This window comes from Lysinibacillus sp. UBA6686, assembly GCF_002455205.1.
Classification (GTDB): Bacteria; Bacillota; Bacilli; order Bacillales_A; family Planococcaceae; genus Lysinibacillus; species Lysinibacillus pakistanensis.
Genome location: NZ_DKJS01000020.1, coordinates 1 through 25574, shown reverse-complemented (window position 1 = coordinate 25574; position 25574 = coordinate 1). Strand labels below are relative to the sequence as shown.

Here is a 25574-nt window from a genome sequence, read left to right as displayed (position 1 = left end):
CACTTTCTTGACAGAAGACCATCTTCCCTTGACCAAGGGATTCGCTCAGACTGAACTTTAAAATGAAGAGAAACTAACCCTGCCCACCTTCATCAAAAGTTAACAACATCATTATAAAAATTTTAGAAAGAAGGTTTTGTATGAACATTTCTGCGATTATAAAATTAACTGTTTCAATGGCACTTTTTGGCTCTATCGGATTTTTTACTGTTCATACTGGCGTGCCTGCGACCGAGCTAGTATTTATCAGATGTATTTGCGCTACCCTCTTTCTGGGAGGACTATGGCTCATCACTGGTGGACATAAAACAGAGATATGGGATAAAAAAGAAATAGTGCGAACACTTATTTGTGGCGTCTTTATCGTCTTAAATTGGGTATTTTTGTTTAAGGCTTTTGAAGAAATGTCGATTTCCATTGCGATTTCTATCTATAATTTAGCACCGATTTTTGTCTTAATTTTTGGCGCGTTATTTTTAAAAGAAAAAATGACCATCCAGGCACTCCTTGCAACAATCACATGTTTTATAGGAAGTATGTTCATTATCGGCTTAAATAATTTTCTATCTCTATCCGAATTTATGAAATCAGGCTTTATTTGGGCATTATTGTCTGCCATATTTTATGCGTTTACAATGCTAACAAGTAAAACGATTACAAAGCTTAGTTCCTATGCTTTAACCTATATTCAAACAGCAGTTGGAATTATTATCCTCCTACCATTTATAGATTTTTCACTGTTCGATGGGTTAACGACAACAAATTGGCTATATATTTTAGGGACTGGTTTTATTCACACGGGCTTTGTTTATTATTTATTCTTTGATAGCATTCGCAGTCTTTCTACAATTCTAGTTTCTGTATTAGTTTTTGTAGACCCAGTAGTAGCTATCTTGCTTGATATGTTATTGCTCGATTTTATGCCAAGCCTTCTGCAAACAATGGGCATATTATTAATTTTTGGGGGGATTTTTTATACCATCTACGTTCCAAAGAAAAAACGTGTGTCCCATACGTCAACTTAAACCTAGAGGAGGTTTCTTATGGGTAAGCTTTATACCATTGGTGAATTGTTAATTGATTTTACACCTACTGAACACGATAGTCTCCCTACTGAAGTTGAGCTTTTTACTAAAAATGCAGGTGGGGCTCCTGCCAATGTTGCAGCAGCTTGTGCAAAACTTGGGCAAGAGGCAGCCCTCCTCACACAAGTAGGTCAAGATGCCTTTGGAAATTTTCTTGTGGACACAGTAAGACGGGCTGGTGTCGATACAAACTATATTATGCAAACTAATGAGGGTGAAACAAGTCTAGCTTTTGTGTCACTGATGAAAGATGGAAACCGCGAATTTTTATTTTATCGACGTCATGCAGCGGATTTACTTTACAGCAAAGAGCAGCTTCCTGCTAATCTACTAACAGCGGAGGATATTCTTCATTTTTGTTCTGTAAATCTAGTGGAAAGCCCAATGAAAGAGACACACATAGCCTTGATCGAGCAGGCACATCAAGCAGAAAGTCTTGTGTCATTTGATCCTAATGTCCGTTTGTCATTATGGCAAGATGATAAGGCATGCCGTCAAACCATTTTAGAATTTATTCCAAAAGCCCATATTGTAAAGCTGTCCGAGGAGGAGCTTTTGTTTTTAACAGCGATCGAAGATGAAGAACAAGCAGTCCAAACATTATTTCAAGGAAAAGTACAAATCGTGATAATTACTTGTGGAGCAGAGGGTGCAAGTCTTTATACTAGAAAGCTACATGTCAAAGTACCAGCTGACATGGTCCATACGATTGACACAACTGGAGCGGGTGATGCCTTCATTGGCGCTGTATTAAGCATTTTCCTTCGTCAACAGATAACAGTTGGAAAGCTAATCGATTTTTGTGAGCAATACGCAGTGCCTCTCCTGATATTCGCTAATCATTATGCTGGAGCCTCCACTGAAAAACATGGTGCTATCGCTTCTTATCTAACAAAGCATGAACTAGCATTTGACTATAATGCCTTCTTTTAATTATAAAAGAGGATGCTACACGCTACTAAATAGTGTTGCTTCAATATTATTTAACCCTCTTTAGTTTACAAAAGCGCAAGAAATCAATTTAGAAACTTTGATTTCTCGCGCTTTTTAAGGTTTTGACTAACATCTACTTTTCACTCATAAAATGTTGAATATCCTCTGATAAAATGGCCGTGTCTGACGGATGCCAAAAATATGTATTACCGTCATAGTGAACACCGTATTTATAGGCTGTGGGTTCATCTGTATATAAGATAATCTGATAGCTTATTGGATCACCAGCACTTGTATTCGGTTGAAATTCCGGAGCGTCATTACTATTCGATAGGATTTCTAGAAGGTTCTCCATTTTAGCTTTTTCAGTAATTGTAGCTATCTGCTGATTTCCCGCTGGTGTAGCTGATTTATATATCTCTATCTTTTTTACTTGGTCTAAAGATACATCCTCAAAATGCCATTTGTATTCTGAATTATCAATTGCAAAATATATACGATACCCATTTATAGCGGCTTTATCCTTGACAGCGATGATATTGTCTTCCCCTTTAATGGAATAAAGCTTTGTCCCTTTTTCATGAAACGCAGCATCTCCATCTTTTAATTGATAGGATGAATTTGTAACATTATCAGCCACTTTAAAGCGAACTTCCCCTATTTCTTTATCTATGAATGATGCATCAGCTAATTCACTATTCAGAACACCAGTATAATCATGATCGTTCCATTGGATAAAATCTACCCAGTCAATTACTGATTGACCGCCTATAAAAGGTTGACATCCTGCTAAGTAGATTAAGAGGAAACTAAGCATTAACCATTTTTTCATCACCATCACCCCTTCAAAATAAGTAAGAAGTTGGTATAAGGGCACCTCAACCGTAATATAAAGATGCTGTTTGGTCTTACCTATACTTCCTTTTACTTTACAACACCATTTCACCAATCCTTCCTCATGTCATTTTTGGAATGCTCGAATAGCTTTCGACGTCTGCCAATTTTTTAGCGGACTTAACAGCAGTAAGTATTGCATCCTCCATCACTTTTGTTGCTAAGTAGCCTATATAGTCAACTGGATAGATTGTATTTCCTGTACCTAGTACAAAAATCGTATCACCATCCAGCATGGTATGAACAGGGTATATTGTCCGGGCAAGAGCATTTTGAGTGAGCTGTGCAATTTTCTTTGCCTCTGCTTTCGTAAGCCTGGCATTTACCGCAACTACACCAATAGTCGTATTTGTACCTGACAATGCTTCAGATTGCACATGCTCCTCTAAATATGCACAACAATCAATCCACTCCGCTTTTTCCTTATTCCATGCGCCAGCTAGCGTTTTTCTTGNNTATCTCCAACAGCATTTACCGCAACAATGGCACCGACAACAAGATTATCTTTGCCAGCTATAGAAGCACTACCTAGTCCTCCCTTCATGCAAAATTGAGGCCCTGCTAATTTCCCAACAGTGGCACCATACCCAGCACCTGTATTGCCATTTGAAAAAAAGCCAACCCGAGCATTTTTAGCGGCTTCATAGCCCATTGCAGCAGTCGGTCTTGTTTTAGGATTACCAATAAACAAATCAAATAGCACTGCACTTGGAACAATAGGTATTTTGGCAACTCCTGTATCCACTCCAATATCCTGCTCCTCTAAATATTGCATGATTCCTGTAGCTGCATCCAGCCCAAATGCACTACCACCAGATAAGCTAATAGCGTGTACACGGTCAATTTCATTGATTGGATCTAATGCATCTGTTTCACGGGTGCCAGGAGCAGAGCCTCTTACATCGACACCACATACTGCACCATTCTCTACTAAAATAGCTGTACAGCCTGTTATTCCTTCCTTATTTTCTACATGTCCCACCTTTACGCCAGGTACATCTGTAATATTTCCAAACATCCATAGTCACCTCTACTTCAAAAAAACTAAATATTCGAATTATTTTATGTAAACACTCTCTTTCGCCGTAGAAGATAATTAAGGAAATCATCATTCCACTAGAAGTCCTGGAGGATAAATGGGGTTAATTTCTATAACCTCACTATTATTACATGAAATCCTTTTCATATTTCCAGTTCATTCAATGATATCATACAACTTTGCTGAAGATATAATCAGTGCTCCGGAAAAACATTGCTTCGATTTGTAACACATGATCTTACAAGCAATTATTAACCAAATTCCTCTCTTTTTTCACGGGTTTTCACCTTCTTTTCGACCGCTCCTCTCTCTTCTAATTTTCAAAAGTAAAAACCAACACCATATTTAAACAAATAATCGTTCAAATAGATGCTGGTTCATATAGTTATTGTTGACGTGATTCAGTCATTTGCTTCCACACAGAGCCTTTTGCTTCCTCGCCCTGTTCGATTCGAGCAATCGCCATTTTCACTTGTAGCTTTACCTCAAACTCTTTATCGTCTTCTGCAGCCTTTAATGCAGGTAAAGATTGCTCAGTACCTACCTCATATAAATACATGGCTGCTCGCCAGCGAACAAGCTTGTTTTTATCTTGTAAAGCATGCTGCATAGCGTTTTCAAACTCCACAAATCCAAGGTCACTCATACAATCCCCTGCTGTTCGGCGTACGGCTGCACTTTTATCCTGTAATGCCTTTTCCAAATACGGCACAACTGCTACATCCTCAACCATACCTAAATATACAGTAGCCAATCGTCGAATCGACATCTGCTCATCCTCTAAAGCTAAATCAAGCAGAGGTAAGTCATCCAGCTCAGGGTCAGCCATTTGGTCGAGCAACTGGAAACGCTTCTCCCATTCTGGTTGCATAAACTGCTCAACTGTTACTTTTCGCTTATCTGTTTTTATAGCTGTTTTTTCATCATCATTAACGGCTACAACTATTTCTGCTATACGTTCTGAAGAATAAGTGACATCGATCTCCTGTTTGACCGCTTCTGCAATTTCCTCAAGCTCACCATAACGCACACCATAGTCAATCCACTTGCGTTGGAAGATATAATTCTCATCGTCTGCTGTTTCAATAATTTTATTGAAAGCTTCCACAAAGCGTTCACCACAGCTTACACGATACTCTCGTTGATTATCAAATACCTTTACTTGTAGTGGCACCTGCTTATAAAATTGTACATGGACATAAACTTCCCCATAAAATTCATTTGTAGCATGTATTTCGTTTTCTTCTTGTACATTATCTTCCCCTAAAACTTGACGAATACTTGCTAAAATACCTTCCCATGCATATTTCGCATTTCGTTCAACTGCAAAAAAATCAGCCACATGGTAAACGCCCTTGACCCCTTCTATTGCCAAAATTGCTGCAGCTTCACCAGTTGCTTCATTTTTATTATCTTTTGTAAAATTATAGCTTTTTCCAAATGGTAATTCTGTATCCACGACAATCTTCATTGAATTAGGGCTTGGTGTCGGTTCAATTGTTATAATCTTCATGTCTAATCGCTCCTTATCCATTCACAATTTCTTCTAAATAAGACCATCTTTCAATCAAATTTTCATACTGAGCATTAAGCTCATCTAGCTTTGCCGTTAATTCCTGTAGCTTCGTGAAATCAGAGCCAGCATTCGCAATTCCTTCTTCAGTTTCCATAATGGCAGCCTCTGTTTTTTCAATATCGTCTGCAATCGTTTCCCACTCTTTTTGCTCTTTAAAGGATAGCTTTTTCTTGTCCGATTTTGGCTTTTCCGTTTTAGGTTTCTCTGTCTTCGGCAACTCTACTTTTACAGCAGCCTCCTGCTCACGTTTTGCCAAATACTCACTATAAAGATCCAGTGTCTCCTCTACCTGACCCTGTCCATCTAAAATCCAAAGCTTTTTAGCAATTCGGTCAAGGAAGAAACGGTCATGAGAAATAGTGATTACAACACCAGGGAAATGCTCAATAAAGTCTTCCAGCACGCCCAATGTTTCTATATCCAAATCATTGGTAGGCTCGTCTAGTAATAGAACATTCGGCTGCTCCATTAATAAATGTAATAAATGAAGGCGTTTACGTTCCCCACCAGATAATTTACCGATTGGCGTCCCATGTGCATGGAGCGGGAATAAGAATCGCTCCAGCATTTGAGCTGCAGAGTAACGCACCCCCTCTGCATCTGTAATATCATTGGAGGCTTCACGAATATATTCAATCATGCGCTCATTTTCATTCATTTTCGGTAACGTCTGCTTGAAATGTGCTAGCTTTACTGTTGAGCCAACAAGAATCTCACCTATATCCGGTATCAGCTCACCTGCTAGCATGTTCAATAATGTTGATTTTCCTACCCCATTGGCACCAATAATACCGATACGATCACCTTGTTGGAGTATAAATGAAAAATTTTCAAGAATTTTTTGCTGTCCAAATGCCTTTGAAATGTTTTCAGCCTCTAATACTTTTCGACCAAGTCGTGTAGTAGCTAGCCCCATCTCTAACGAAACATCCTCAGTTTTATGCTCTAGGTTTTCTTCAAGTTGTTCAAATCGTTGAATTCGTGCCTTTTGTTTTGTTGAACGTGCTTTAGCGCCGCGACGAATCCATTTCAATTCTGAGCGATAGCGATTGCGGTCTTTTTGGGCAGAGGCTGCTCTCATTTCTTCACGAATAGCACGGGCCTCTAAATAGTCCCCATAATTCCCTATATGACGATACAACGTTTGATCAGCTAGCTCGTAAATATGCGTAGATAATTCATCTAAAAAATAACGATCATGGGTAATAAAAATAACGGCCCCTTTTAATCGTAATACCATTTCTTGCAACCATTCCGTCGATTGTACATCTAAATGGTTAGTAGGCTCATCCAATAAATACAGATCTGCAGGCTCAATTAACACCTTCGCTAAAGCAACCCGCTTTTGCTGACCACCTGACAGTGTTAATACTTCTTTATCAAATGTCTCAATGCCAAGCTTCGTTAGTGCTGTTTTTGCTAGTGCATTGACATCCCATGCTTGCTCCTCATCCATACGCTGCTGCAAGCCAAACAACGTTTTTTGTAGATTTTCTGAGGTAGGGTTTGAAGCAAGAGCCGCTACTGTTTCCTCATATTCACGATTTAACTTTAAAATGGGGGAATCTCCTGCAAACACAGCCTGCAAAACCGTTTCTCCACTAGCAAATGTAGGGTCTTGTGGCAAATAAGCAACCCGATATTTATTAGGTCTATCAATATTCATTGAATCTGCCTCAATCTGCCCAGCTATTATGGACAATAAAGTGGATTTTCCCGTTCCATTAATACCAATTAAGCCAGCTCGCTCTCCCTCATAAATTGTAAATTCAATATTTTGAAAGAGCGTTTTATCGCCCACTGTTTTTGTTAAATTTTGTATAATTAAATGACTCATTCCACTATTCCATCTCTTTCACGCTTAATATGTAGACGTATTATTGATATCCATTATTAATCATAACACCAAACGACTGGTAAACAAAGAACAACAAATCGAAGGGTTTAGGTCTATCATGAGTGTGCTGATTGATCGTTGTCTATTTTTCTTTATAAAATTTGGGACACTGGTGGTGGAATTTTTTCCACGAATCATCTTCTATCATCATGAGACTGTACAAAATTTTGATATACAGCTTAACCAAAACTATTTGTAAAAAATAAGGCATAGGTGTGCAATTTTAATGCGACACCTACGCCTTTTTCATGATTCATCATTCTAAACCTGCTTGAACTTGGAAATGCGAAGCAAATAGAATATGAGTGTTCCATTTCCTGTAATATCCAGAATAGTTTCAGGCAATAGAATCGCTGATTAAACGCTCTTTACTTTATTGGCCAATCTCCTTTTGTAACTGCTGTAAAAAGCCTTCCATAAACTGATGGCGCTCATTAGCCATTTGCTTGCCTTTTTCAGTTGTCATTAAATCCTTTAAGAATAAAAGCTTCTCGTAGAAATGTGTGACTGAGGATGTATTTTTAGTGCGATATTCTTCCTCCGTCATAGTTGTTCGCGCTTGCTCTGCTGTGTCATACAGTTTTCGCCCCTTTGCACCACCATATGCAAATGTACGTGCAATTCCAATAGCTCCAATGGCATCTAAGCGATCAGCATCTCGTACTATTTTTGCCTCAATAGTTGTTGCTTCAAGCTCATTCCCCCCATTAAATGATACTTGAGCAATACAATCTTTAATATGCAGCTTTTTATCTTCACTTAATGCTAACTCAGCAATTAGCTGATTTTCTTGCTCTTTATTATTGGTATACTTTTTATCACTTACATCATGCAGCAGCACCGCAATTTTCACGACTTCCGCATCTGCTGCTGGCTCACTATGTAAAATGTCCATAGCATTTTGGTAAACGCGTTCAATATGCTGAAAATCATGGCTGGCATCAAACTGCTCATAAATGCTTCGTACTTTATCCATCAAATCGTTCATGTTCTTCACTCAGTCCCTTCTTTTGCTATTATACTGATAAGTGATATTCTGCAGCAATAAAATTTAGATAAACAAAACGTTTCAATTGACTAATTTTTCAGAATATTATATGATACATATACAGAACAACTTTCTTGTTCTGTATCTCACTATTTCAATGTACGGTAACTATGTTCTTCACAGATTAATGATTAACTTCAGCGGGCTTACAATTGAATAATGTGTTACAAGATGATGTATGTAAACATTTACCAATCATCTAAGAAAAAAAATAAAAGTGAACACTTTCCCTTAGAAATTCTTTGTTTTAACCCGCATAGTGTTTGTACAAATTGAAATAGGTGAGCAATCTGTTAGGCTTGTTTCCACGACCATGAAGCTTAGTTCATATGTTGCAAGTGTACATTATTTTTGTCATTAATTGATGTTACCTTCTTTTATTCAATACAGAATAAGAATGAACGTAGCTTCTCTCTTTAATGAAAAATGTGTACAATCGTTTGCTGACATGATGTAAATAGCTGGCTAATTAGAGTTGTGTGAACAATAAAAGATAATTTATGTAGGTAAATTTTTTCGAGTTACATTTAAGCCATAGAAGAAGTATTATGCTATGAAGGAAGTAGGAACAATTTTTATGTACAGTTATACCCACCCGCTGAAGGGACAATAAAAGCTGCCCATCTCACTTACATGTAGATGATGGCAGCTTTTATTTATTAGATTTCCGTCCGATATTTCCTACATTTTTATAGAACCTTACCAATAATCCTGTCAATTTCCTGTAGCAGCTCGGCATTTTTCATTGTTGAGCTTAAATATAAATGGCTTTGATCAACTTGAATAACAGCTATATGCATACCTTCTTTAATGCTAGCACTTGGTACTGGTACCATCCTTTCAATATCAAATGTCATCATTAAATCTGGAAATCTCGATTGGATCATTCCTGCCTTTGATAATGTCATATATTCATTCCAGAAAGTTAATTTAACATCCTCAACCGTTAAACTACCAACGTCAAAGCCATTTTCCTTTAAGAGGGAAAAATCCTTCACTTTTCCAGATACGATATGCTTACCTTTTAATAAATGAATAATATTTTTTAACTTTTCCTCTATTGTTCGCCCTTTTAGGAAGCTATATCCGAGCTCAATAGCGGCAGATATTGCTTTTGGTGCACCGTGCTCCTTCAAATACCCAATTGTTACTGGATTACGAGTCACCGCTACCAATCCTCCAGCTAAAATAGAAGCATGACGAACTGTTTTTGCTGTGTTTTGTAAGTTTCCTTCAGCAAATCCTTGAATAGCGTAATTCTTTTTCCCACCGGCATAAAATTGAACCGATTGATAATCTAGTTGCTCATGTAGACTTAAGGAACCCATAATGCCAGTCGGGTGGGCTCGTCCATTACAGGGAGCATCAACGACTGGTACATTTAACAATACCGATTGTAGCCAGCCATTAATTGTCGTGATGGCACCATTTTCATTTGTAATAATTCCTTTTAGTCGATGATCCATATACGCATTCATTTGTTGATAACTCCAGCATAGCTGTTTATTGGATACATATTGTTCTTCCGCTGAAGGTGCTCCAACCATTGCTACGCAGGCTACTAAATCTTCATGATTTAATGCCGTTATATCGATAAGCTGAGGTTTTCCAGCAGCGAAAATCTCCTCCACTAACTTTAACCCTTCCTCTAGGAGGCCACCACCGCCGCCTCCGAGGATTGCACCCCCATAAACAGCGGCTATGCCATCTTCATACGTTAACACTTTTACCATTTGCTCATACTCCTTTCTATTTTCCTATCTTAAGAATGGAAGAGAAGAAGCTATATAAAGCGTCTCCAGCTATAACACCTGCTGCAAAGACGGTCATTTCAGACTCTCTCTTACCCTTCGTTACAGAAGTGAAAATAACACGAAGTAAAATACCGACTAATACAGCCCAACCAGCTATAGGATTGATAAGTAATAAACCGGTTGCAAACAGAATACCCATTTGTCTCTTTGAGCCACCAATAAATTGAATCAATGCCCCTGGAATCGCCCATAGCAATAGCTGCTTCGCTACGTCTCCAGTCACTCCTGATTGGATGGTAGCTGCATATACATGATTGACAGGTGCTACTAAATCCTGCGCAAAATAAGATTGATACGATAGTAAAACAACAACTGCAGAAATTGAAAAGGCTAGCATACCTGCAATCATTTGCTGTTTACGCCCTTCTTTTTCTAATGCAGGATCACTGCCGTTTCCGCGTAAAATAAATCCTGTTTTCAAGTCATAGCCCATATCAGCAAATGCTACCCCTGTTGCCGCACTATAGCCAGCTAACAAAGCAAGAGCGGGTGCTGGGAATCCAATTAATATACCGACAATTAGCGTAATAAACGCTACTGCGAATGCTGGGAACCAGCCTGCATGCATCGCAGCAATCCCAACGATAAGCTCGTGCACAAATGCTGCAATTGTTGCAAAAATAATAAAGCCAATTAACATCCCAAAGGACATATGTGAAATAATACCACCCAATAAAGCGATTAATAACGAAATCGCTAGATAAGCAATAAAGCCTACACCAAAGCCTTGTCGAATTTCTTTTTGATCTTTCGAATAGATTAATTCTTCTGACTTTTCAGTCGCTCTTTTACTTAGTAAAGTAAAAGCAACCTGGAAAAGGGCTACAATGCCCGCTCCAATCATAATGCCATGTGGAATATAATATTCATTTAAATCGACATTAAATAATTGGACAGAATATCCTCTTAATAAAAGACCAATTCCAAACATTGTAAGCGCCCAAATATTTCCGATAAACGCTACCCCAAAAGCTGACATTGGAATTTTAAGAACAGACCCCACAATACCGATTAACACCCCACCAATTAATACCTTTGCATTTTTACCGCCTTTATCGCCAGCTTTAATGGCTTCAGCTGTTGCAATCCCTGGTGGCCAAGTACCTGTTGCTGGGAAAATCTTTGTATCAAAAAATTTATATAATAATAAAGCATCCACAAACATCGCTAAAATAACACCAATAAACAAAGGCAATACTAAATTTTCATAGCCTAAAACATACGGAATACCGATTGGTAACATTAGGCTACTCGCTGCACTAAAAGTAGCCGATGATATCGCCGTTTGTATAATATTTTGTCTATGCACGGATTTGAAAGCAATTAGCTTACCAATTGGAATTCTTCCTAAAATCATCGCAAATATAGCCCCGATGATGGATGTATTAGCAGAAATTCCTAAAGTCGTAATCAGCTGTATCCCAATAATTGCCCCTACGACAGATGTTAAGACAATCATTAGTAGAGTTACAGGCTCTAAAGCCCGCGGATGTAATACTTTATTATTCATAGTGTCAGCTCCCCTATTGTTGTTATAGTTTAGATATGTGAGATTGAATTTGATGAGCAATTTTCACTAACTGTTCAAGCATGTATTTCTCCCTTTGTTCGTCAATGTCATATACTAATCCAGAAATCGTCAAAGATGCTATGATTTCTTTCTTATGATTGAATAATGGTACACTTATACCAAAAGCATGTTCATTATACTCCCCTACAGTAACACACCAATTGTTTTGTCGTATGGCTTGCAGTTCCTCTTGTAAATTAGCAAGAAGTTTTTTATGTTCCTCATCAGACTGCTTTTCATGAAAATAGGCTAATAATTCAAGCTGTCTTTCTTCGTCTAAATAGGCAAACATAACTTTACAGGAAGCACCGATATAAAGTGGTGTTTTTGTACCTAATGACACCGCATACTTTATATTTTTATTACTTTCAGCAATTTTTGCTGTAACACCATACTCATTATCCATATAAGTTAGAAATACGGATTCATTGATTTCACTCGCAAGACTTTGCATCAATTCATAAATTGTAAAATGCGGGTCACTTGTATTGGAGAGCGCATCATGAAATATAAACATTTTATAACCTAATTTATATTTTTTCGTTGCTTCATCCTGTAATAAATACCCTGCTTCTGTAAATGTATTGATTGTTCTTTGCACAACACTAGTATGCAATTTTGTCATACGTGAAATTTCACGTACACCTAATGAGCTTTCTGTAGTTGCGAAGCATTCTAGTATATCCAATGAGTTTTTTAATGTCTTGACAGTCATTTATATATTTCTCCTTTTATGCGTTTTGGTAACCGTAACGTTTTTTAGCTACCTCTAAAGAAATATATCCATTTACCAAATCTTTTTCAATCGCTTTCGTACTTCTCTCTTTTGGATTGCCATAGCCACCCCCTGTTGCTGTGACAAGCTCAATACGATCTCCTTTTTGTAATTCATAATTGGCGAGTACTCCTACTGGCCCCACCTTTGTACCATCTTTTTTATGAATAATGAGATAGTTATGTGAGCCTTCCTCGCCATCATTTAAGCCAAATGGTGCAAATTGATGTCTACCTAAATTGACAGAAACCTTTTGACCATCATGATTAACGGTATAAACTCGGCGTACACCTAAGCCGCCTCTAAATTGCCCAGCACCAGCCCCATCGCAATTTAAGCTATATTCATCAATTTGAATACCATATTTTGTCTCCGCAATTTCAACAGGAAGATTATACGTTTCTCCATCTCCCATACAATATTGCCCGCTTTGACCATCCTCATCATTTGACGCTCCCCAACCACCTACTGAAGGTTCAACGATTAAGAAGGACTCATTATTTTCAGGATTTTTACCTGTTAAAATAAATGTGCAAACCGACTGCAAATGTCCTGCTGATAATCTCTCTGGTAAATATGGCGCAAGAGCCTTCCAAATTAAATCTGCCGCTCCAATACGTGCCTCAAAGTTCATGGATACTGGGTGTGGGCGTTTAGCCGAGACAATGGAATTTTCATCCGTTAAAATAGTCAAACGTTTAAAGACTCCCTCGTTAATCACATCAATATCGCCAAGTAATGCTAAGAACATGACACGAACACTAGCCATTAAGCCGAATTGTGAGCAGTTGACTGGCACATTCACAGCAGGATGTGAGCCTCTAAAGTCACAGATAAATTCTTCATCACTAATCGTTACTTTCACTTTTATTGGATAAGGTCCACCTTTTAATGGATCACCTTCAATAAAGTCCTCCGCATAAAATTCACCCTTTGGTAAATGCCGAAGCTCAAGCTCTACAATTTTTTCACCCTTGTCCAATAATTTTTGAATGGACAGCTTCACAGATTCAGCACCAAATTTCTGACAAAGCTCTGCAATTCGTTTTTCACCTGTTTTTAAGGCTGCTACCTGTGCAAACATATCGCCAATGGATAGCTCTGGTAAACGAACATTCGTAGAAATAATTTCATATATACCTTCATTGAGCTCGCCCTTTTGATAAAGCTTCACCCCTGGTAATTGGAGACCTTCCTGATAGATTTCGTTCGAATTACTTGTAAATGAGCCAGGGTCCATTCCCCCTACTTCAGTCCAATGTGCTTTATTTGCAGAATAAGCAATAATTTCTCCATTGTAGAAAATCGGTAAAACCAATCCTACATCCGATAAATGCGACCCTCCACCAACATAAGGATCATTAATAATGATGACATCTCCTTCGTTTAATTTTTTTCCATTATCATATTTTTCAATGACACGTTGAACCATTGGACTTAGCATCCCAATAAAGCTTGTCACCCCATTACCTTGGCTAATCAAATTACCCTTGGCATCCGTTAGACCACAGGCATAATCTAACACTTCATAGATAACGGGACTCATGGATGAACGAGCTAATGCAACAAACATTTCATCGCCAATAGCCAGCAATGAATCCTGAATAATTTCTATAGCAAAAACATCTTTTTTCATGTTTTATTTCCCCTCCATCTCTACAATTAGATTGCCGTATTTATCTATTCCAATAGATTGTTTTTCATTTATCACAACTGTAGATGTAGGACTTTCTACAATAGCAGGACCAGCAATCACATAACCAGGTACTAATTTTTGTTGATCGTAGACATTTACCTCTACCCAGCCTGCTTCCTTGACATATAACTTTCTTGTTGCTTTTATACAAGTAGAAGCGTCAATATGTGAGAAATCTAACTCCTTAAACTGGACCGCTTCATCTTTCCCATAAATTGTGAGATGTAAATTCACTAGCTCTATTGGCGTCTCTGGTAAATCAAAAGAGAACTCCTGTTTATGTTTGACATGGAATGCTTTCGCTAATTGACTTAGCTCTTTTTCATGAAGCGCAATATTTGATGCATTTAATTTAACGGCATGCTCCTGACCTTTATAGCGCAAATCGTAATTTATCTCGAAATAATAATGTTCGTTTGATAAAGGTGCTTCGGCATAAGCATTTTCAATTGCTTCATCAATATTTTTTTGAATAACAGCTAGATGATGATGATCAAAATTCATTAAACATGTTTGAATATAATCTTGTCGGTATTCTGTCATCATCATCCCTAGTGCTGAAAAGACCGATGAGCCATACGGTATAATGACTTTCTTCATGCCCAATTCCTGCGCTAAATTAATCGCATGTAGTGGACCCCCACCGCCAAAGGCAACCATTGTAAAATCTTCGGGGTCATAGCCTTTACGAATAGAAATTAGCTTGAGCGCATTTAGCATATTAGAGTTGGCAATATCTAAAATCCCTTGCGCAGCTTCTTCTGCTGTCACATTAAACGGCTTTGCGATTGCTTCAGTTAGTGCCTCCTCTACTTTGTCAATAGACACTGGATTATCGAAGTTTTCTAATGATAATCTGCCTAAATAGACATTTGCATCTGTAATTGTTGGCTGTGTATTGCCTAAGCCATACGCAACTGGTCCTGGATTTGCACCCGCAGAATCTGGACCAACCTTTAAGGAGCCAAATTGATCGACACGTGCGATGGAACCACCACCATTACCGATTTCAACAATATCAACAACAGGTGTTTTAATCGGATAACCAGCAAATTTTTCATTTCTTTCAATATAGTAATCTGTTGTAACATTTACCTTTCCTTCTGTAATAAGTGAACATTTTGCTGTTGTTCCGCCTACATCAAAGGCAATGATATTTGACTCATTTAAAAGCTCCCCTAGCTTGGCAGCACCAAACATACCTGCTACTGGACCAGATTCAACGAGATTAATTGGTAATTCCATCGCTTTATCAAAGCTTGTCGTGCCTCCATTTGATTGCATAATTTTCAAATGATCTGTTATTCCGATCGTGCTTAATTTTTCTTTTAAGTTTTTTAAATAAGCATGTGCAATTGGCTTAACATATGAATTTAAAACAGTTGTATTTGTTCTTTCGTATTCCCGATATTCTTTAATCGTTTCGCTTGAAAGTGTGATATACACCTCTGGCCAAAGCTTTTCAATTTCTTCCTTTAGCTGTAATTCATGAATTGGGTTTTTATAGCCATGAATCAATGAAATGGCAATAGCCTCTACACCCAATTCCTTAAATTTGCGAACAATATCACTAACTTCCTTGGTATTAAGCGCTTTCATAACATTTCCTTTATAATCGATGCGCTCATCAATTTCTTGCCGCAAGTACCGCTCTACAAAAGGTTCAGGTTTTTTATACTTAAAATTATATAAGTCTGGACGATTACCACGAGCAATCTCCAATACATCACGGAAGCCTTTCGTTGTAATTAACCCAACTACGCCCCCTTTTCTTTCCGTTAATGTATTAATAATGACTGTTGAACCATGAATAAATGACTCAATCAGTGAATCTTCCGTCACATGTCGCCCTAATACATTTAAAATACCATCCTCAAAATGACCTGGAGTTGTATGTCCCTTGTCAAAATGAAGATTTCCCTTCTCATCTGTATAAACTAGGTCGGTAAAAGTACCACCAATATCTGTTGCGATTTTCAAGTCTTCATCCCTCCGTGTTCCTATTATCGGAACAGTGTTCCAATTAAGAATTAAATAAATTATATGTAAAAGAGAAAGAAAATTCAATGTATTTTTTAAATAAAAATTCGTTTGACAATTAAATTTATAGTAAAATTCCACTTTTTCTTACCAATGTTGGGTAGTTATTTATAAAAAGCACCAAATATTACATTACATAAAATTGCCTTAATCGGTAATAAAAGAAAAAAGACCCTGGTTATACACCAAAGTCCTTAACTTCATAATAAGTTTAAACTGCTCATATCCTTTTTAGGAGAGGATGATTATATATGAAAAGCCTTTTAGAAAATATAAGCTTGTTAGAGAACGTTTATGAATTATCTATGGCCGTACTTCTTCTATGTTCCCTGTTTTCTGTAAGACTTTTTAAAAAATTAAAGCGAGAAAGAAAGCTTTCTGTCTTTGAATTTACAATGTATATGCTCATTCGAATAGCCATTTTTTTATGGCTAACTAGTTTCTTACTTATTCGATATGGTACCTATTTACCTTTGAACTTTTGAGAAATAGTAAAAGCTGCCCTTCCTAACTTAAATGGAGCAGCTTTTTTGTATCTTTATATGCTATGATGTACAACCAAACAATTTTTAGGGCATTTTAGTTAATAAATCAATATTAAAGACAAAAACCAAAATTGCCTACAATTCTTCCTGTTTTTTAATAAATATCAAATAGCCTTTTCCCTACTAAATTTATAGATCCAGTAGCCAACAACATTTAATAAAGCAAATATCAGTATCCACCCAATAGTTAATCTTTTTTGATGGTACGCATTAATCGTTGCCCAAATTGTAAATAAAACTGCATAAACTGCAACACCTATTAAGAATACTACAATCATCAGAATATCCATATGCCTTATTTCCATACTGAAATACCATTCTGAATTTCCATTGCCAAATGGATATATATCAAAAATCCATTCAGGTGCCCATGCCGCTTCAGACGCTCCTAGGAAAGCACTCAGTCAAAACGGAGATCAACCCCTCGTCTAGAAAAAGAGCTATACTTTTTAATTTATCACCTTGATTTCATTGACATAATANNGTATTTCAACAACATGAAAGCTGTTCCTATTAGTAAAAGGAGCAGCTTTAACATTTTATATTATCTAGAACAACCCTATTGCATGGCCCTCATTATCCACATCCATACGCAATGCAGCTGGTGCTTTTGGTAAGCCTGGCATTGTCATAATGTCACCCGTTAAGCAAACTAAAAAGCCTGCACCTAGCTTTGGAATAACCTCACGAATTGTAACCGTGAAGCCTTCTGGACGGCCTAGTAAATTTGGTTGATCGGATAATGAATATTGCGTTTTTGCCATACAAACCGGTAGCACATCCCAGCCAAATTTTTCAATCTGGGCGATTTGTTTTTTCGCTTGGTCGGTAAATTGTACATCTTTCCCGCCATATACCTTTTGTACGATGGTACGAACTTTTTCTTCGATGGATTCTGTTACATCGTATAAAGGGGAGAAGTTGTTTTCTTCATCTAAAACAGCTAGTACTTGTTCAGCTAGGGCAAGACCGCCTTTTCCGCCCTCTTCCCAGACATTTGTACGAGCAATGCGCACATGATTCATTTTACACCAATTTAGTACTGCCTCTAACTCCGCTTCTGTGTCTGTAATAAATCGATTTAATGCGATAATCGGTTCAACGCCAAATGTACGAATTGTCTCAACATGTTTCGCTAAATTTTCGATTCCTTGTAGTAGGGCAGCAACATTTTCCCCTACAAGCGCTGTTTTCGCAACACCGCCATGCATTTTTAAAGCTCGAATCGTTGCTACAATAACAACAGCACTTGGTTTAAAACCAGCTTTACGAGCTTTAATGTTCATGAATTTCTCAGCACCTAAATCAGAGCCGAATCCAGCTTCTGTAATTACTATATCCGCTAACTTACGAGCAGTTTGTGTCGCCATAATCGAGTTACAGCCGTGTGCAATATTAGCAAATGGTCCACCATGTATAATTGCAGGTGTGCCCTCAAGCGTTTGCACTAAGTTTGGTTTAAAGGCATCTTTTAATAATAGTGTTAAGGCACCCTCTACTTGCAAATCACGTACAAATACAGGCTCACGTTCAAATGTGTAGCCAATCACAATACTTGCTAAACGCTCACGTAAATCTTCTATGCTTGTCGCTAAACAAAAGACAGCCATAATTTCTGAAGCAACTGTAATGTCAAAGCCATCCTCACGCGGCATCCCTTGAACAGGACCACCTAGGCCAACGACTACTTTTCGCAGTGTTCGATCATTTAAATCCATCACACGCTTCCAAATGATACGACGTGGATCAATGTTTAACACATTGCCTTGATGGATATGATTATCTATAAAGGCTGATAATGCATTGTTGGCAGTTGTAATCGCATGAAGGTCACCAGTAAAATGTAAATTAATATCTTCCATCGGTACAACCTGTGCATATCCACCACCAGTTGCGCCGCCCTTTACCCCCATTACTGGACCTAGGGATGGCTCACGTAAAGCCACGACTACATTTTTATTTAACTGATGGAGGGCATCCGCTAGTCCTACGGTTACAGTTGACTTTCCTTCACCTGCTGGGGTAGGACTAATCGCTGTTACTAAAACTACCTTTGCATCCTCACCGTGTGCTGTAATTTTTAATGGATCAATTTTTGCCTTGTAGCGTCCATACTGCTCAAGGGCATCCTCTGGAATACCTGCTGTTTTCGCAATATCCGTAATAGGCTTCATAACCGCTTGACTCGCGATTTCTAAATCTGTTAATGGTTGATTTTTCGTTGTCATTTGGCATCCTACTTTCTATGTTGTTCAATTTCATTATAGACTTTATTGTGAAAGAAAACATAATTAGTTATGCTAGCAATTCGACAATCAATTGACAACTTTGTTCAATTCATGTATGTTCTTAATGAAAATGCATTTTTTCACATTTTCTCGTGTCAGACTTAATTGATGAGTTTTACATTCAAGCGCATTGGAGGCGAATGCTTATGCAACAGGGAATCGTAAAGTGGTTCAATAATGAAAAGGGTTATGGCTTTATTGAATGTGATGATGGAGAAGATGTATTTGTACATTTTACGGGGATCCAAGAGGAAGGCTTCCGTACACTTGAAGAAGGTCAAAAAGTTTCATTTGATGTGGTAGAAGGCAATCGAGGACCACAGGCATCAAATGTTGTGAAATTATAAGCATAAGGAGCTGTTCTTCTACTGAACAGCTCCTTTTTATATTCCAAGTCAACGATTTACCCAATAAAATGCAGCTGGAAAAATAAGCGTTTCCTTTGTTCTATTTGGATCTTTAAGTGTTACCCCAAATGGACCCTCTTTTAAATGACCTAGTGTCATTGTACTTGCAGCGGCTTTCTCATAAAAATCCAAACGAATATTGGGCAATTGTAAGGATGTAAATTGAGCATGATGCTGAGGCTCGGGTAATTCTAACACTTCCTGCCATAATGCAACCGTAGTCTGTACATCCTTCACAAAAAATTGAACAGACTCCATCGTTATAGTATGATTCGTATCAATCGCTCCACTTTCCTTTAGCTGCAAATATCGCTTCTCATCCTCTTTAGCCCACTCTATCAAAAATGGAAAATCAATCGGCAGCCCTGGTTTCCCAAAGTGTAATAGCTTCCATTCTACGACAGAGCCGTCTGGACGCGTTCTGCTACAGGCATCAGGTCCGTAAACTTCTAGCCCCATTGCATGTAACCTTGCCCCTTGTTCTTCAATATTGTTAGTTCGTAATGCAATTCTTGAAAAACCATAGCGCTCTTTGTCATTCTTAAACGTATAATGTAAGGAATATGGCAATTTTGCTGCCTGTTCAAATAGATCACGATCATAGATAGCAATTTGCTCAATATAGTTTAATCCAAAATAGCTTAACGTATTATATGTCCCCCACATTGTGTGTTGGCCCCCGTTCACTGTATGGATATTACGTTTGTTTAAAAAAACCCTTGAATTCTCTGGTGATTGAACTTGATGAACCAAATGATCAAAATACAAAGTCATATCTAAACCCCCTTTTTTCTCTTTCATTATATACTTTACCTGTTAGTTTTGTTGGTTTAAATTAATATTAAAAAAATTCAAATAGTTACGAATTCACTCTATTTTATGATTACTATTTTTTAATGCTCATCGAAAAGGTTTTTCATTTCTAATAATTAATGGTATATTCACTTAATAATGAGGCGTTAATTCTTAAAAGAGATAAAATATCAAGAGGTGATTAGAATGTCAGACAAAATAGCCGCTTTTAAACTAGCATTAGGGAATTATCCTACAGGTGTTACAGTTGTCACTGCTTGTAATGATAAAAATGAACCAATTGGTCTAACTGTAAATTCCTTTGCATCTGTTTCTATAGATCCACTCCTAATTTTATGGTCACTTGATAAAAAATCGCAGCTCCATCCATATTTTACAGCTACCCAAAAATTTGCGGTCAATATTCTTGCAAGTAATCAGGAACATTTATGTACACTATTTTCAAGTAAAATTCCAGATCGTTTCGCACAGGTAAAGTGGTCAACTTCCAATCACGCTCTACCGATTTTGCATGATACAGCGGCCATATTACAATGTAAAACATTTCAGCAAATTGACGCAGGTGATCATACCGTATTTATTGGGCAAGTCCTTGAAATTGATGCTACTCAAATAGAGCCTCTACTCTATCATCGAAGACATATCGGTCAAATTCCAAAAAGCTTTTATGAATAGATGATTTTGAAATAATGCAAAAAAAACAGGATGATTCAACGTCATCCTGTTTTTTTGTATCACTTTTTAAGTCCACCTTTTCCTCAACAATCCATTAAGTCAACTTCTTATAAGCTCAAGTTATTCAGGGAGTTTGGATGAAAAGCATTCCGATATAGTATCTCCCCATCATACGTTATTTTTTCTGTGGAAATCTTTGCTTTTCGAGTCTGTTAATTTGAACGATGACACCATCCTGAATCGTAATTTGCACTTCACCAAATTCTAAATTTTGAATTGCTTTGGCAATTGCTTCTATTTTTTTGTCATCTACCTTTGCTTGCTGAGCCATACGATACACCCCTTCTTTTCATTCTTTTGTACAAAAGAAGCCTACGCATCAAACTGATTGATAGCCCCTTATTCCCTTCTATTGGATTTGGCACCTACAATGTTGGCAATCAAGGCTTCATGAGGCCAAGTCCCTCTATCTCTCTAGTTAAAAGTATTACGTTTCTTGGAAATAATTCTATAATTCTGAAAACCTAATGTCAATATAAATATTACAAAACCTAGAAGAATACTTTGTTATTTAAAAAAAGGGTGTATCTTCTGTAAAAAGTGAGCTTCTATTCATGTATTTCCTGTTCTTTCTTTTGCCGCAATATATATCCTATGATCCTCAACCTGCATTATTTCTCCATCGTAGTATCGTTTAGTTAGATGGAGCGCACAATAAAGAAAAGGACTTATATTTGGGAATCCGTTTGGGAATCTTATTCTTCATCATTAATCTCCCCAATGACATTTTCAACAGCCTCCTTCCAAATGTCTTTGTAATTTAACGTGCTACCAGTAAGCATGAAATTTCCAATATTATCGTAAACCATTGCGAGTACATGTGCTTTTGCTTCAATATTTACATCATGGATAGCTTTAATTTGTACAGCATATTTCAATAATTCATAAAAACTCGCTAAAAAGGTAGTTTGTAAATCATATAATCTTTTCATATAGCTTTCATCACGAGATGCTAACAGCATATATTGATTAAATATTTTATTAAAATATGGATCCTTCTTTTGTTCTTCAATTGAACTATACCCATATTCTAAGAGCTTTGCCTTTAGATTACTTTTTGAAATACCCTTGAAGTCAAAGGTAATTTCAAGTTTAATTTCTTTACAGATTTCCTCAAATAAATAGGCTATTAATTGATCTTTGGATTGAAAATAATAGTAAATTGCTGGTTTTGATATACCTACTTCTGCTGCAATCATTGCTAAGCTTGATTTTTCGAATCCCTTTTCCGCAAACATGACATATGCAACTTCTAGAATTTTATTAAAGGTTTGTTCTCGATTCCCCATGATATCCCTCCGTTTTTACCGACCGTTAAGTGAATAATAAATTATATTACTTTGTAAAACAAGAAAAAGCCATGTAGAGTTTTGAATATCTACACAGCTTAACGATTAGTCTTGTTGTAAGCATTCCATTAATGCCTTGGCCGCTTGTGCCTTACCTATCATCTTGATTGGTTGACCTTCTGCTGGAACAATCCAATGCGGTTCTTGTTCACCATATAATGATTGAGAGCTATTTGCTACCATAAATTGAGCATTGGCTGTTTGCATTCGTAGTCTGGCCCTTGATACTAAAAACTCCTCATCATCTGTTGCTTCAAGCTTAAAGCCCACTAAAGTCACATTGGGCTGCCAACCTTTTATTTGTCCTAGTATCTTTGGCGCTTTTTTAAAGTGAATAATAGGTGGCTCATCAGATGGCATTTTACCTGCTTCCTTCATTAAATTACCTGATTGATCATACACCTTGTCAATGACCCAGTCAGAACCAGCTGCAGCCATAATTACAATATCTATCTGTTCTTCCTGCACTGCATGACGAATCTTCTCGCCTAAATCCTCGATGCCCTCAAATCTGATTGTACGCATTTTATCTTTATTTGCTGGGAGCTGTGCAAAATAACCATGCATATATAGAACCCGTGCGCCAGCAGCTAGTGCTGCCTCTGCTAAATAACAGCCCATTGTTCCTCTAGATAAATTTGTATGCCCTCGTACATGATCCCATTTTTCAAGTGTTCCCCCACTTGTAATGAGTACGGTTTTCCCTTGTAATGTCCCCATACACTCACCCATTTTCTTAAAAATCTACAAATACTATTTTAACGTAATGCTAGGAGATGCATCAATGCCGTTTTTCTTGTTCTCTTACTCAACAATTATGCATGATTATTTTGCTCTTGAAGCCAGGTACTTAAAATTTCTGCAAATTTCTTTGTAACAGGAGATGCATGATGCTTCATTGCGATACCAATTGTACGATATCCACCTTGCTTTAAAGGAATTGCTTTTAAAGTAGGCGGTAATGTATTTATCACTAGCTTTGGTAAAATACTGATACCGAGATGGTGGGAGATCATCGAAATAATCCCTACTTCTTCTGATAGTTCAAAGCGAATATTTGGCTTCACATGATATTGCTCCAAAATGACTTTTACATCATTTGTTCCTTTGTAAGAAGTCATGATAAAGGGCATATCCTCTAGTTCAATAATATCAATTACTGTCTTATTGAATAATGGGCTTTTATCAGAGACGATACATAACAGTGGATCCTGCTGAAGTTCTGTAAATAGAAATTGTTCTGATTTTTGCCCATTTAAAAATCCTACCTCCACCTCTCCACTTAGTAGCCATTGTTCAATCTCATAATAGTCTCCCTCACGCAATTCAACTTGTATCCCTGGAAATTGATTGTCCATAATTCGAATAATTTCTGGCATCCAATTGGAGGAGATACTTGAAATAACACCTATTCGTACTTTACCACGAGTAACGCCAAGTATATGTGCCGCTTCCTGCTGTAGCAACTCTTGTGCATCGAGAACATGTCTCATAGCCCTTAGCATAGTATCTCCCTCACTTGTTAATGTAACACCAGCTCGACTTCTATGAATGAGCGCAAAACCGAATTCCTTTTCTAAACTAGAAACGGCGTGACTTACTGCGGATTGCGTTAATCCTAATGCATCTGCAGCTTTTGTAAAGCTTGCCACCTCCGCAACCTTTGTTAAAATCTCATATTTAACTAAACTCATCGTAATCCTCTTTATACATGAATTATTTTAATCCTAATCATTATAAACATTCGTTTTACTAATCACAATACAAGATATATAGTAATTTTTAGTATAAAAACTGTTTTAGTACACAGATTGCAGGTGAACATAATGAGTATCCAAGGAAAAGCAAATTTATTAATGGTAATTGTGACAATGTTTTGGGGATTGTCCTATACCTTTATGGTGATGGGTCTAGAGACATTGGCGGTTTATAATGTAGTGGCATTACGTTGTATCATTGCTTTTGTCGTAGCAGGCATCATCTTTTATAAACGTATGATAAAAGTCGATGTAAAAACATTTAAATATGCAGCTATTCAAGGGTTACTGTTATTCATTGTGTTCGCTCTTAGCTTATTCGGTCTTGAATCAACTTCTGCCTCAAATGCTGGCTTTATTTTAAGTTTAACGGTTGTTTTAGTGCCTATCTTTAGTAGTTTTATCGAGAAAAAATTACCTTCTAGAGCTGTAAGTTTTGCTATTGTATGTACAATGATTGGCATTACTGTTTTAACCGCAAATGGCTCCTTTTCTTTTCAAAAAGGTGATATTTTAGTGGCTATCGCTGCACTATGCTATTCAATTTATCTACTGTTAAATAGCTCTTTTACAAGAAATGTTGAATCCATTTCTTATGGAATTTACCAACTTGGTTTTGCTGGATTATATGCACTTGTTTTAACCTTCTTATTGGAAACACCTACACTTCCAAATTCGTCTAGCTCATGGATTGCTATTATAGGACTTGGCGTCATCTGTAGTGCATTTTGCTTTGTAGGGCAAACTGTTGCACAACAGTATACATCTGCTACACATACAGGTCTAATATTTTCCTTAGAACCGATTTTTGCAGCGATGTTCGCAATGATGTTTATCGGGGAAGGATTGACGTTAAAATTAATAATCGGTGGTAGCTTTATTCTAATTGGAAACCTTTTTGCACAGTTAGAGCATCTTCATGTGCTACGTTTTCTTAGAAAGCATCAACATGAAAAAGCGATACACGAATAAAAGACAGTGTGCTCTACACGCTGTCTTTTTCATGTCAAAGCATTGCTTTATAGTGAAATTGAACCGATTTTTCTGCACTGAAGGCGGTTCGTTACTCGCCCACAGAAAAGCTAGTAATGATGGTCATTCAATTTAGCAATCCTACCCTCAAAACAAAAATTTCCTTTTGTATTCGACAAAATAACCCCTGCATAAGAGATTTTTATGTAAAAAGACAGAGCGTTCTACACACTGTCTTTTCATGTTGTTGAAATACTATTATCTCAATGAAATCAAGGTGACAAATTAAAAAGTGAGCAACTTTTTCAAAACGAAGGGCTGATCTCCGTTCCGACTGAGTG

The 25574-nt window shown here is 37.3% G+C and carries 22 protein-coding genes and 1 pseudogene; 6 read left to right on the top strand and 17 right to left on the bottom strand.

Annotated elements, in window-relative coordinates:
- The first annotated feature begins 140 nt into the window (after positions 1 to 140).
- Both B2R82_RS05280 and B2R82_RS05275 read left to right on the top strand, forming a co-directional pair.
- A complete protein-coding gene (locus B2R82_RS05280) occupies positions 141 to 1025 on the top strand; it encodes a DMT family transporter (RefSeq protein ID WP_286923876.1) in 885 nt (294 codons plus the stop codon).
- A gap of 18 nt (positions 1026 to 1043) precedes the next feature.
- The gene (locus tag B2R82_RS05275; RefSeq protein WP_286923875.1) at positions 1044 to 2018 is read left to right on the top strand and encodes a carbohydrate kinase family protein; all 975 of its coding nucleotides are present in this window, start codon (positions 1044 to 1046) and stop codon (positions 2016 to 2018) included.
- A 133-nt stretch (positions 2019 to 2151) separates the two neighbouring features.
- On the opposite strand, the gene B2R82_RS05270 is transcribed toward B2R82_RS05275, so the two are convergent.
- The 10 genes and pseudogenes from B2R82_RS05270 to B2R82_RS05225 form a co-directional block, all read right to left on the bottom strand.
- Positions 2152 to 2850 (bottom strand): hypothetical protein, encoded by a 699-nt coding sequence (locus B2R82_RS05270; RefSeq protein WP_286923874.1) that lies wholly within the window; start codon positions 2848 to 2850, stop codon positions 2152 to 2154.
- 124 nt (positions 2851 to 2974) lie between these two features.
- Positions 2975 to 3930 (bottom strand): annotated as a pseudogene (locus B2R82_RS05265) (P1 family peptidase).
- 406 nt (positions 3931 to 4336) lie between these two features.
- The gene (locus tag B2R82_RS05260) at positions 4337 to 5464 is read right to left on the bottom strand and encodes a conserved virulence factor C family protein (protein WP_286923873.1); all 1128 of its coding nucleotides are present in this window, start codon (positions 5462 to 5464) and stop codon (positions 4337 to 4339) included.
- Between the two features lie 13 nt (positions 5465 to 5477).
- Positions 5478 to 7364: an ABC-F family ATP-binding cassette domain-containing protein gene (locus B2R82_RS05255; RefSeq protein ID WP_286923872.1), complete on the bottom strand. Its 1887-nt coding sequence runs from the start codon at positions 7362 to 7364 to the stop codon at positions 5478 to 5480.
- 433 nt (positions 7365 to 7797) lie between these two features.
- Positions 7798 to 8412: an HD domain-containing protein gene (locus tag B2R82_RS05250; protein WP_286923877.1), complete on the bottom strand. Its 615-nt coding sequence runs from the start codon at positions 8410 to 8412 to the stop codon at positions 7798 to 7800.
- A gap of 749 nt (positions 8413 to 9161) precedes the next feature.
- Entirely contained in the window at positions 9162 to 10205 is a 1044-nt protein-coding gene (locus B2R82_RS05245; protein ID WP_286923871.1) for a DUF917 family protein, read from the bottom strand.
- 16 nt (positions 10206 to 10221) lie between these two features.
- Positions 10222 to 11796: an OPT/YSL family transporter gene (locus B2R82_RS05240; protein WP_286923870.1), complete on the bottom strand. Its 1575-nt coding sequence runs from the start codon at positions 11794 to 11796 to the stop codon at positions 10222 to 10224.
- Between the two features lie 22 nt (positions 11797 to 11818).
- Positions 11819 to 12571 carry an IclR family transcriptional regulator gene (locus tag B2R82_RS05235; protein WP_286923869.1) on the bottom strand — a complete coding sequence of 251 codons (753 nt, stop codon included), beginning with the start codon at positions 12569 to 12571 and terminating at the stop codon, positions 11819 to 11821.
- A gap of 16 nt (positions 12572 to 12587) precedes the next feature.
- Positions 12588 to 14267: a hydantoinase B/oxoprolinase family protein gene (locus B2R82_RS05230; RefSeq protein WP_286923868.1), complete on the bottom strand. Its 1680-nt coding sequence runs from the start codon at positions 14265 to 14267 to the stop codon at positions 12588 to 12590.
- A 3-nt stretch (positions 14268 to 14270) separates the two neighbouring features.
- A complete protein-coding gene (locus B2R82_RS05225; protein WP_286923867.1) occupies positions 14271 to 16307 on the bottom strand; it encodes a hydantoinase/oxoprolinase family protein in 2037 nt (678 codons plus the stop codon).
- 311 nt (positions 16308 to 16618) lie between these two features.
- On the opposite strand from B2R82_RS05225, the gene B2R82_RS05220 reads away from it, so the two are divergent.
- A complete protein-coding gene (locus B2R82_RS05220; RefSeq protein WP_283871798.1) occupies positions 16619 to 16852 on the top strand; it encodes a hypothetical protein in 234 nt (77 codons plus the stop codon).
- Positions 16853 to 17016: 164 nt separating this feature from the next.
- Here the strand turns inward: B2R82_RS05220 and B2R82_RS05215 are convergent, their stop codons facing one another.
- The gene (locus B2R82_RS05215; protein WP_286923866.1) at positions 17017 to 17217 is read right to left on the bottom strand and encodes a hypothetical protein; all 201 of its coding nucleotides are present in this window, start codon (positions 17215 to 17217) and stop codon (positions 17017 to 17019) included.
- A 243-nt stretch (positions 17218 to 17460) separates the two neighbouring features.
- Positions 17461 to 19140 (bottom strand): formate--tetrahydrofolate ligase, encoded by a 1680-nt coding sequence (locus B2R82_RS05210; RefSeq protein WP_286923865.1) that lies wholly within the window; start codon positions 19138 to 19140, stop codon positions 17461 to 17463.
- A gap of 206 nt (positions 19141 to 19346) precedes the next feature.
- On the opposite strand from B2R82_RS05210, the gene B2R82_RS05205 reads away from it, so the two are divergent.
- Positions 19347 to 19547: a cold-shock protein gene (locus tag B2R82_RS05205; RefSeq protein WP_004269397.1), complete on the top strand. Its 201-nt coding sequence runs from the start codon at positions 19347 to 19349 to the stop codon at positions 19545 to 19547.
- Positions 19548 to 19595: 48 nt separating this feature from the next.
- Here the strand turns inward: B2R82_RS05205 and B2R82_RS05200 are convergent, their stop codons facing one another.
- Complete coding sequence (locus tag B2R82_RS05200) at positions 19596 to 20381, bottom strand: VOC family protein (RefSeq protein WP_286923862.1); 786 nt, start codon at positions 20379 to 20381, stop codon at positions 19596 to 19598.
- A 225-nt stretch (positions 20382 to 20606) separates the two neighbouring features.
- On the opposite strand from B2R82_RS05200, the gene B2R82_RS05195 reads away from it, so the two are divergent.
- Positions 20607 to 21095 carry a flavin reductase family protein gene (locus B2R82_RS05195; protein ID WP_286923861.1) on the top strand — a complete coding sequence of 163 codons (489 nt, stop codon included), beginning with the start codon at positions 20607 to 20609 and terminating at the stop codon, positions 21093 to 21095.
- A 175-nt stretch (positions 21096 to 21270) separates the two neighbouring features.
- Here B2R82_RS05195 and B2R82_RS05190 read toward each other — a convergent pair whose 3' ends face one another.
- The 4 genes from B2R82_RS05190 to B2R82_RS05175 all read right to left on the bottom strand — a co-directional run bounded on the left by B2R82_RS05190 (position 21271) and on the right by B2R82_RS05175 (position 24198).
- On the bottom strand, positions 21271 to 21426 hold the full coding sequence (locus B2R82_RS05190) for a YezD family protein (RefSeq protein ID WP_283871794.1): 156 nt from the start codon (positions 21424 to 21426) through the stop codon (positions 21271 to 21273).
- 424 nt (positions 21427 to 21850) lie between these two features.
- The gene (locus B2R82_RS05185) at positions 21851 to 22444 is read right to left on the bottom strand and encodes a TetR/AcrR family transcriptional regulator (protein WP_286923860.1); all 594 of its coding nucleotides are present in this window, start codon (positions 22442 to 22444) and stop codon (positions 21851 to 21853) included.
- Between the two features lie 105 nt (positions 22445 to 22549).
- On the bottom strand, positions 22550 to 23224 hold the full coding sequence (locus B2R82_RS05180) for a phosphopantothenoylcysteine decarboxylase (protein WP_286923859.1): 675 nt from the start codon (positions 23222 to 23224) through the stop codon (positions 22550 to 22552).
- 95 nt (positions 23225 to 23319) lie between these two features.
- Positions 23320 to 24198 carry a LysR family transcriptional regulator gene (locus B2R82_RS05175; protein WP_286923858.1) on the bottom strand — a complete coding sequence of 293 codons (879 nt, stop codon included), beginning with the start codon at positions 24196 to 24198 and terminating at the stop codon, positions 23320 to 23322.
- A 132-nt stretch (positions 24199 to 24330) separates the two neighbouring features.
- Between B2R82_RS05175 and B2R82_RS05170 the strand changes: the two genes are divergently transcribed.
- Positions 24331 to 25233, top strand: coding sequence for a DMT family transporter (locus B2R82_RS05170; protein ID WP_286923857.1), 903 nt, complete (start codon positions 24331 to 24333; stop codon positions 25231 to 25233).
- Positions 25234 to 25574: the final 341 nt, after the last annotated feature.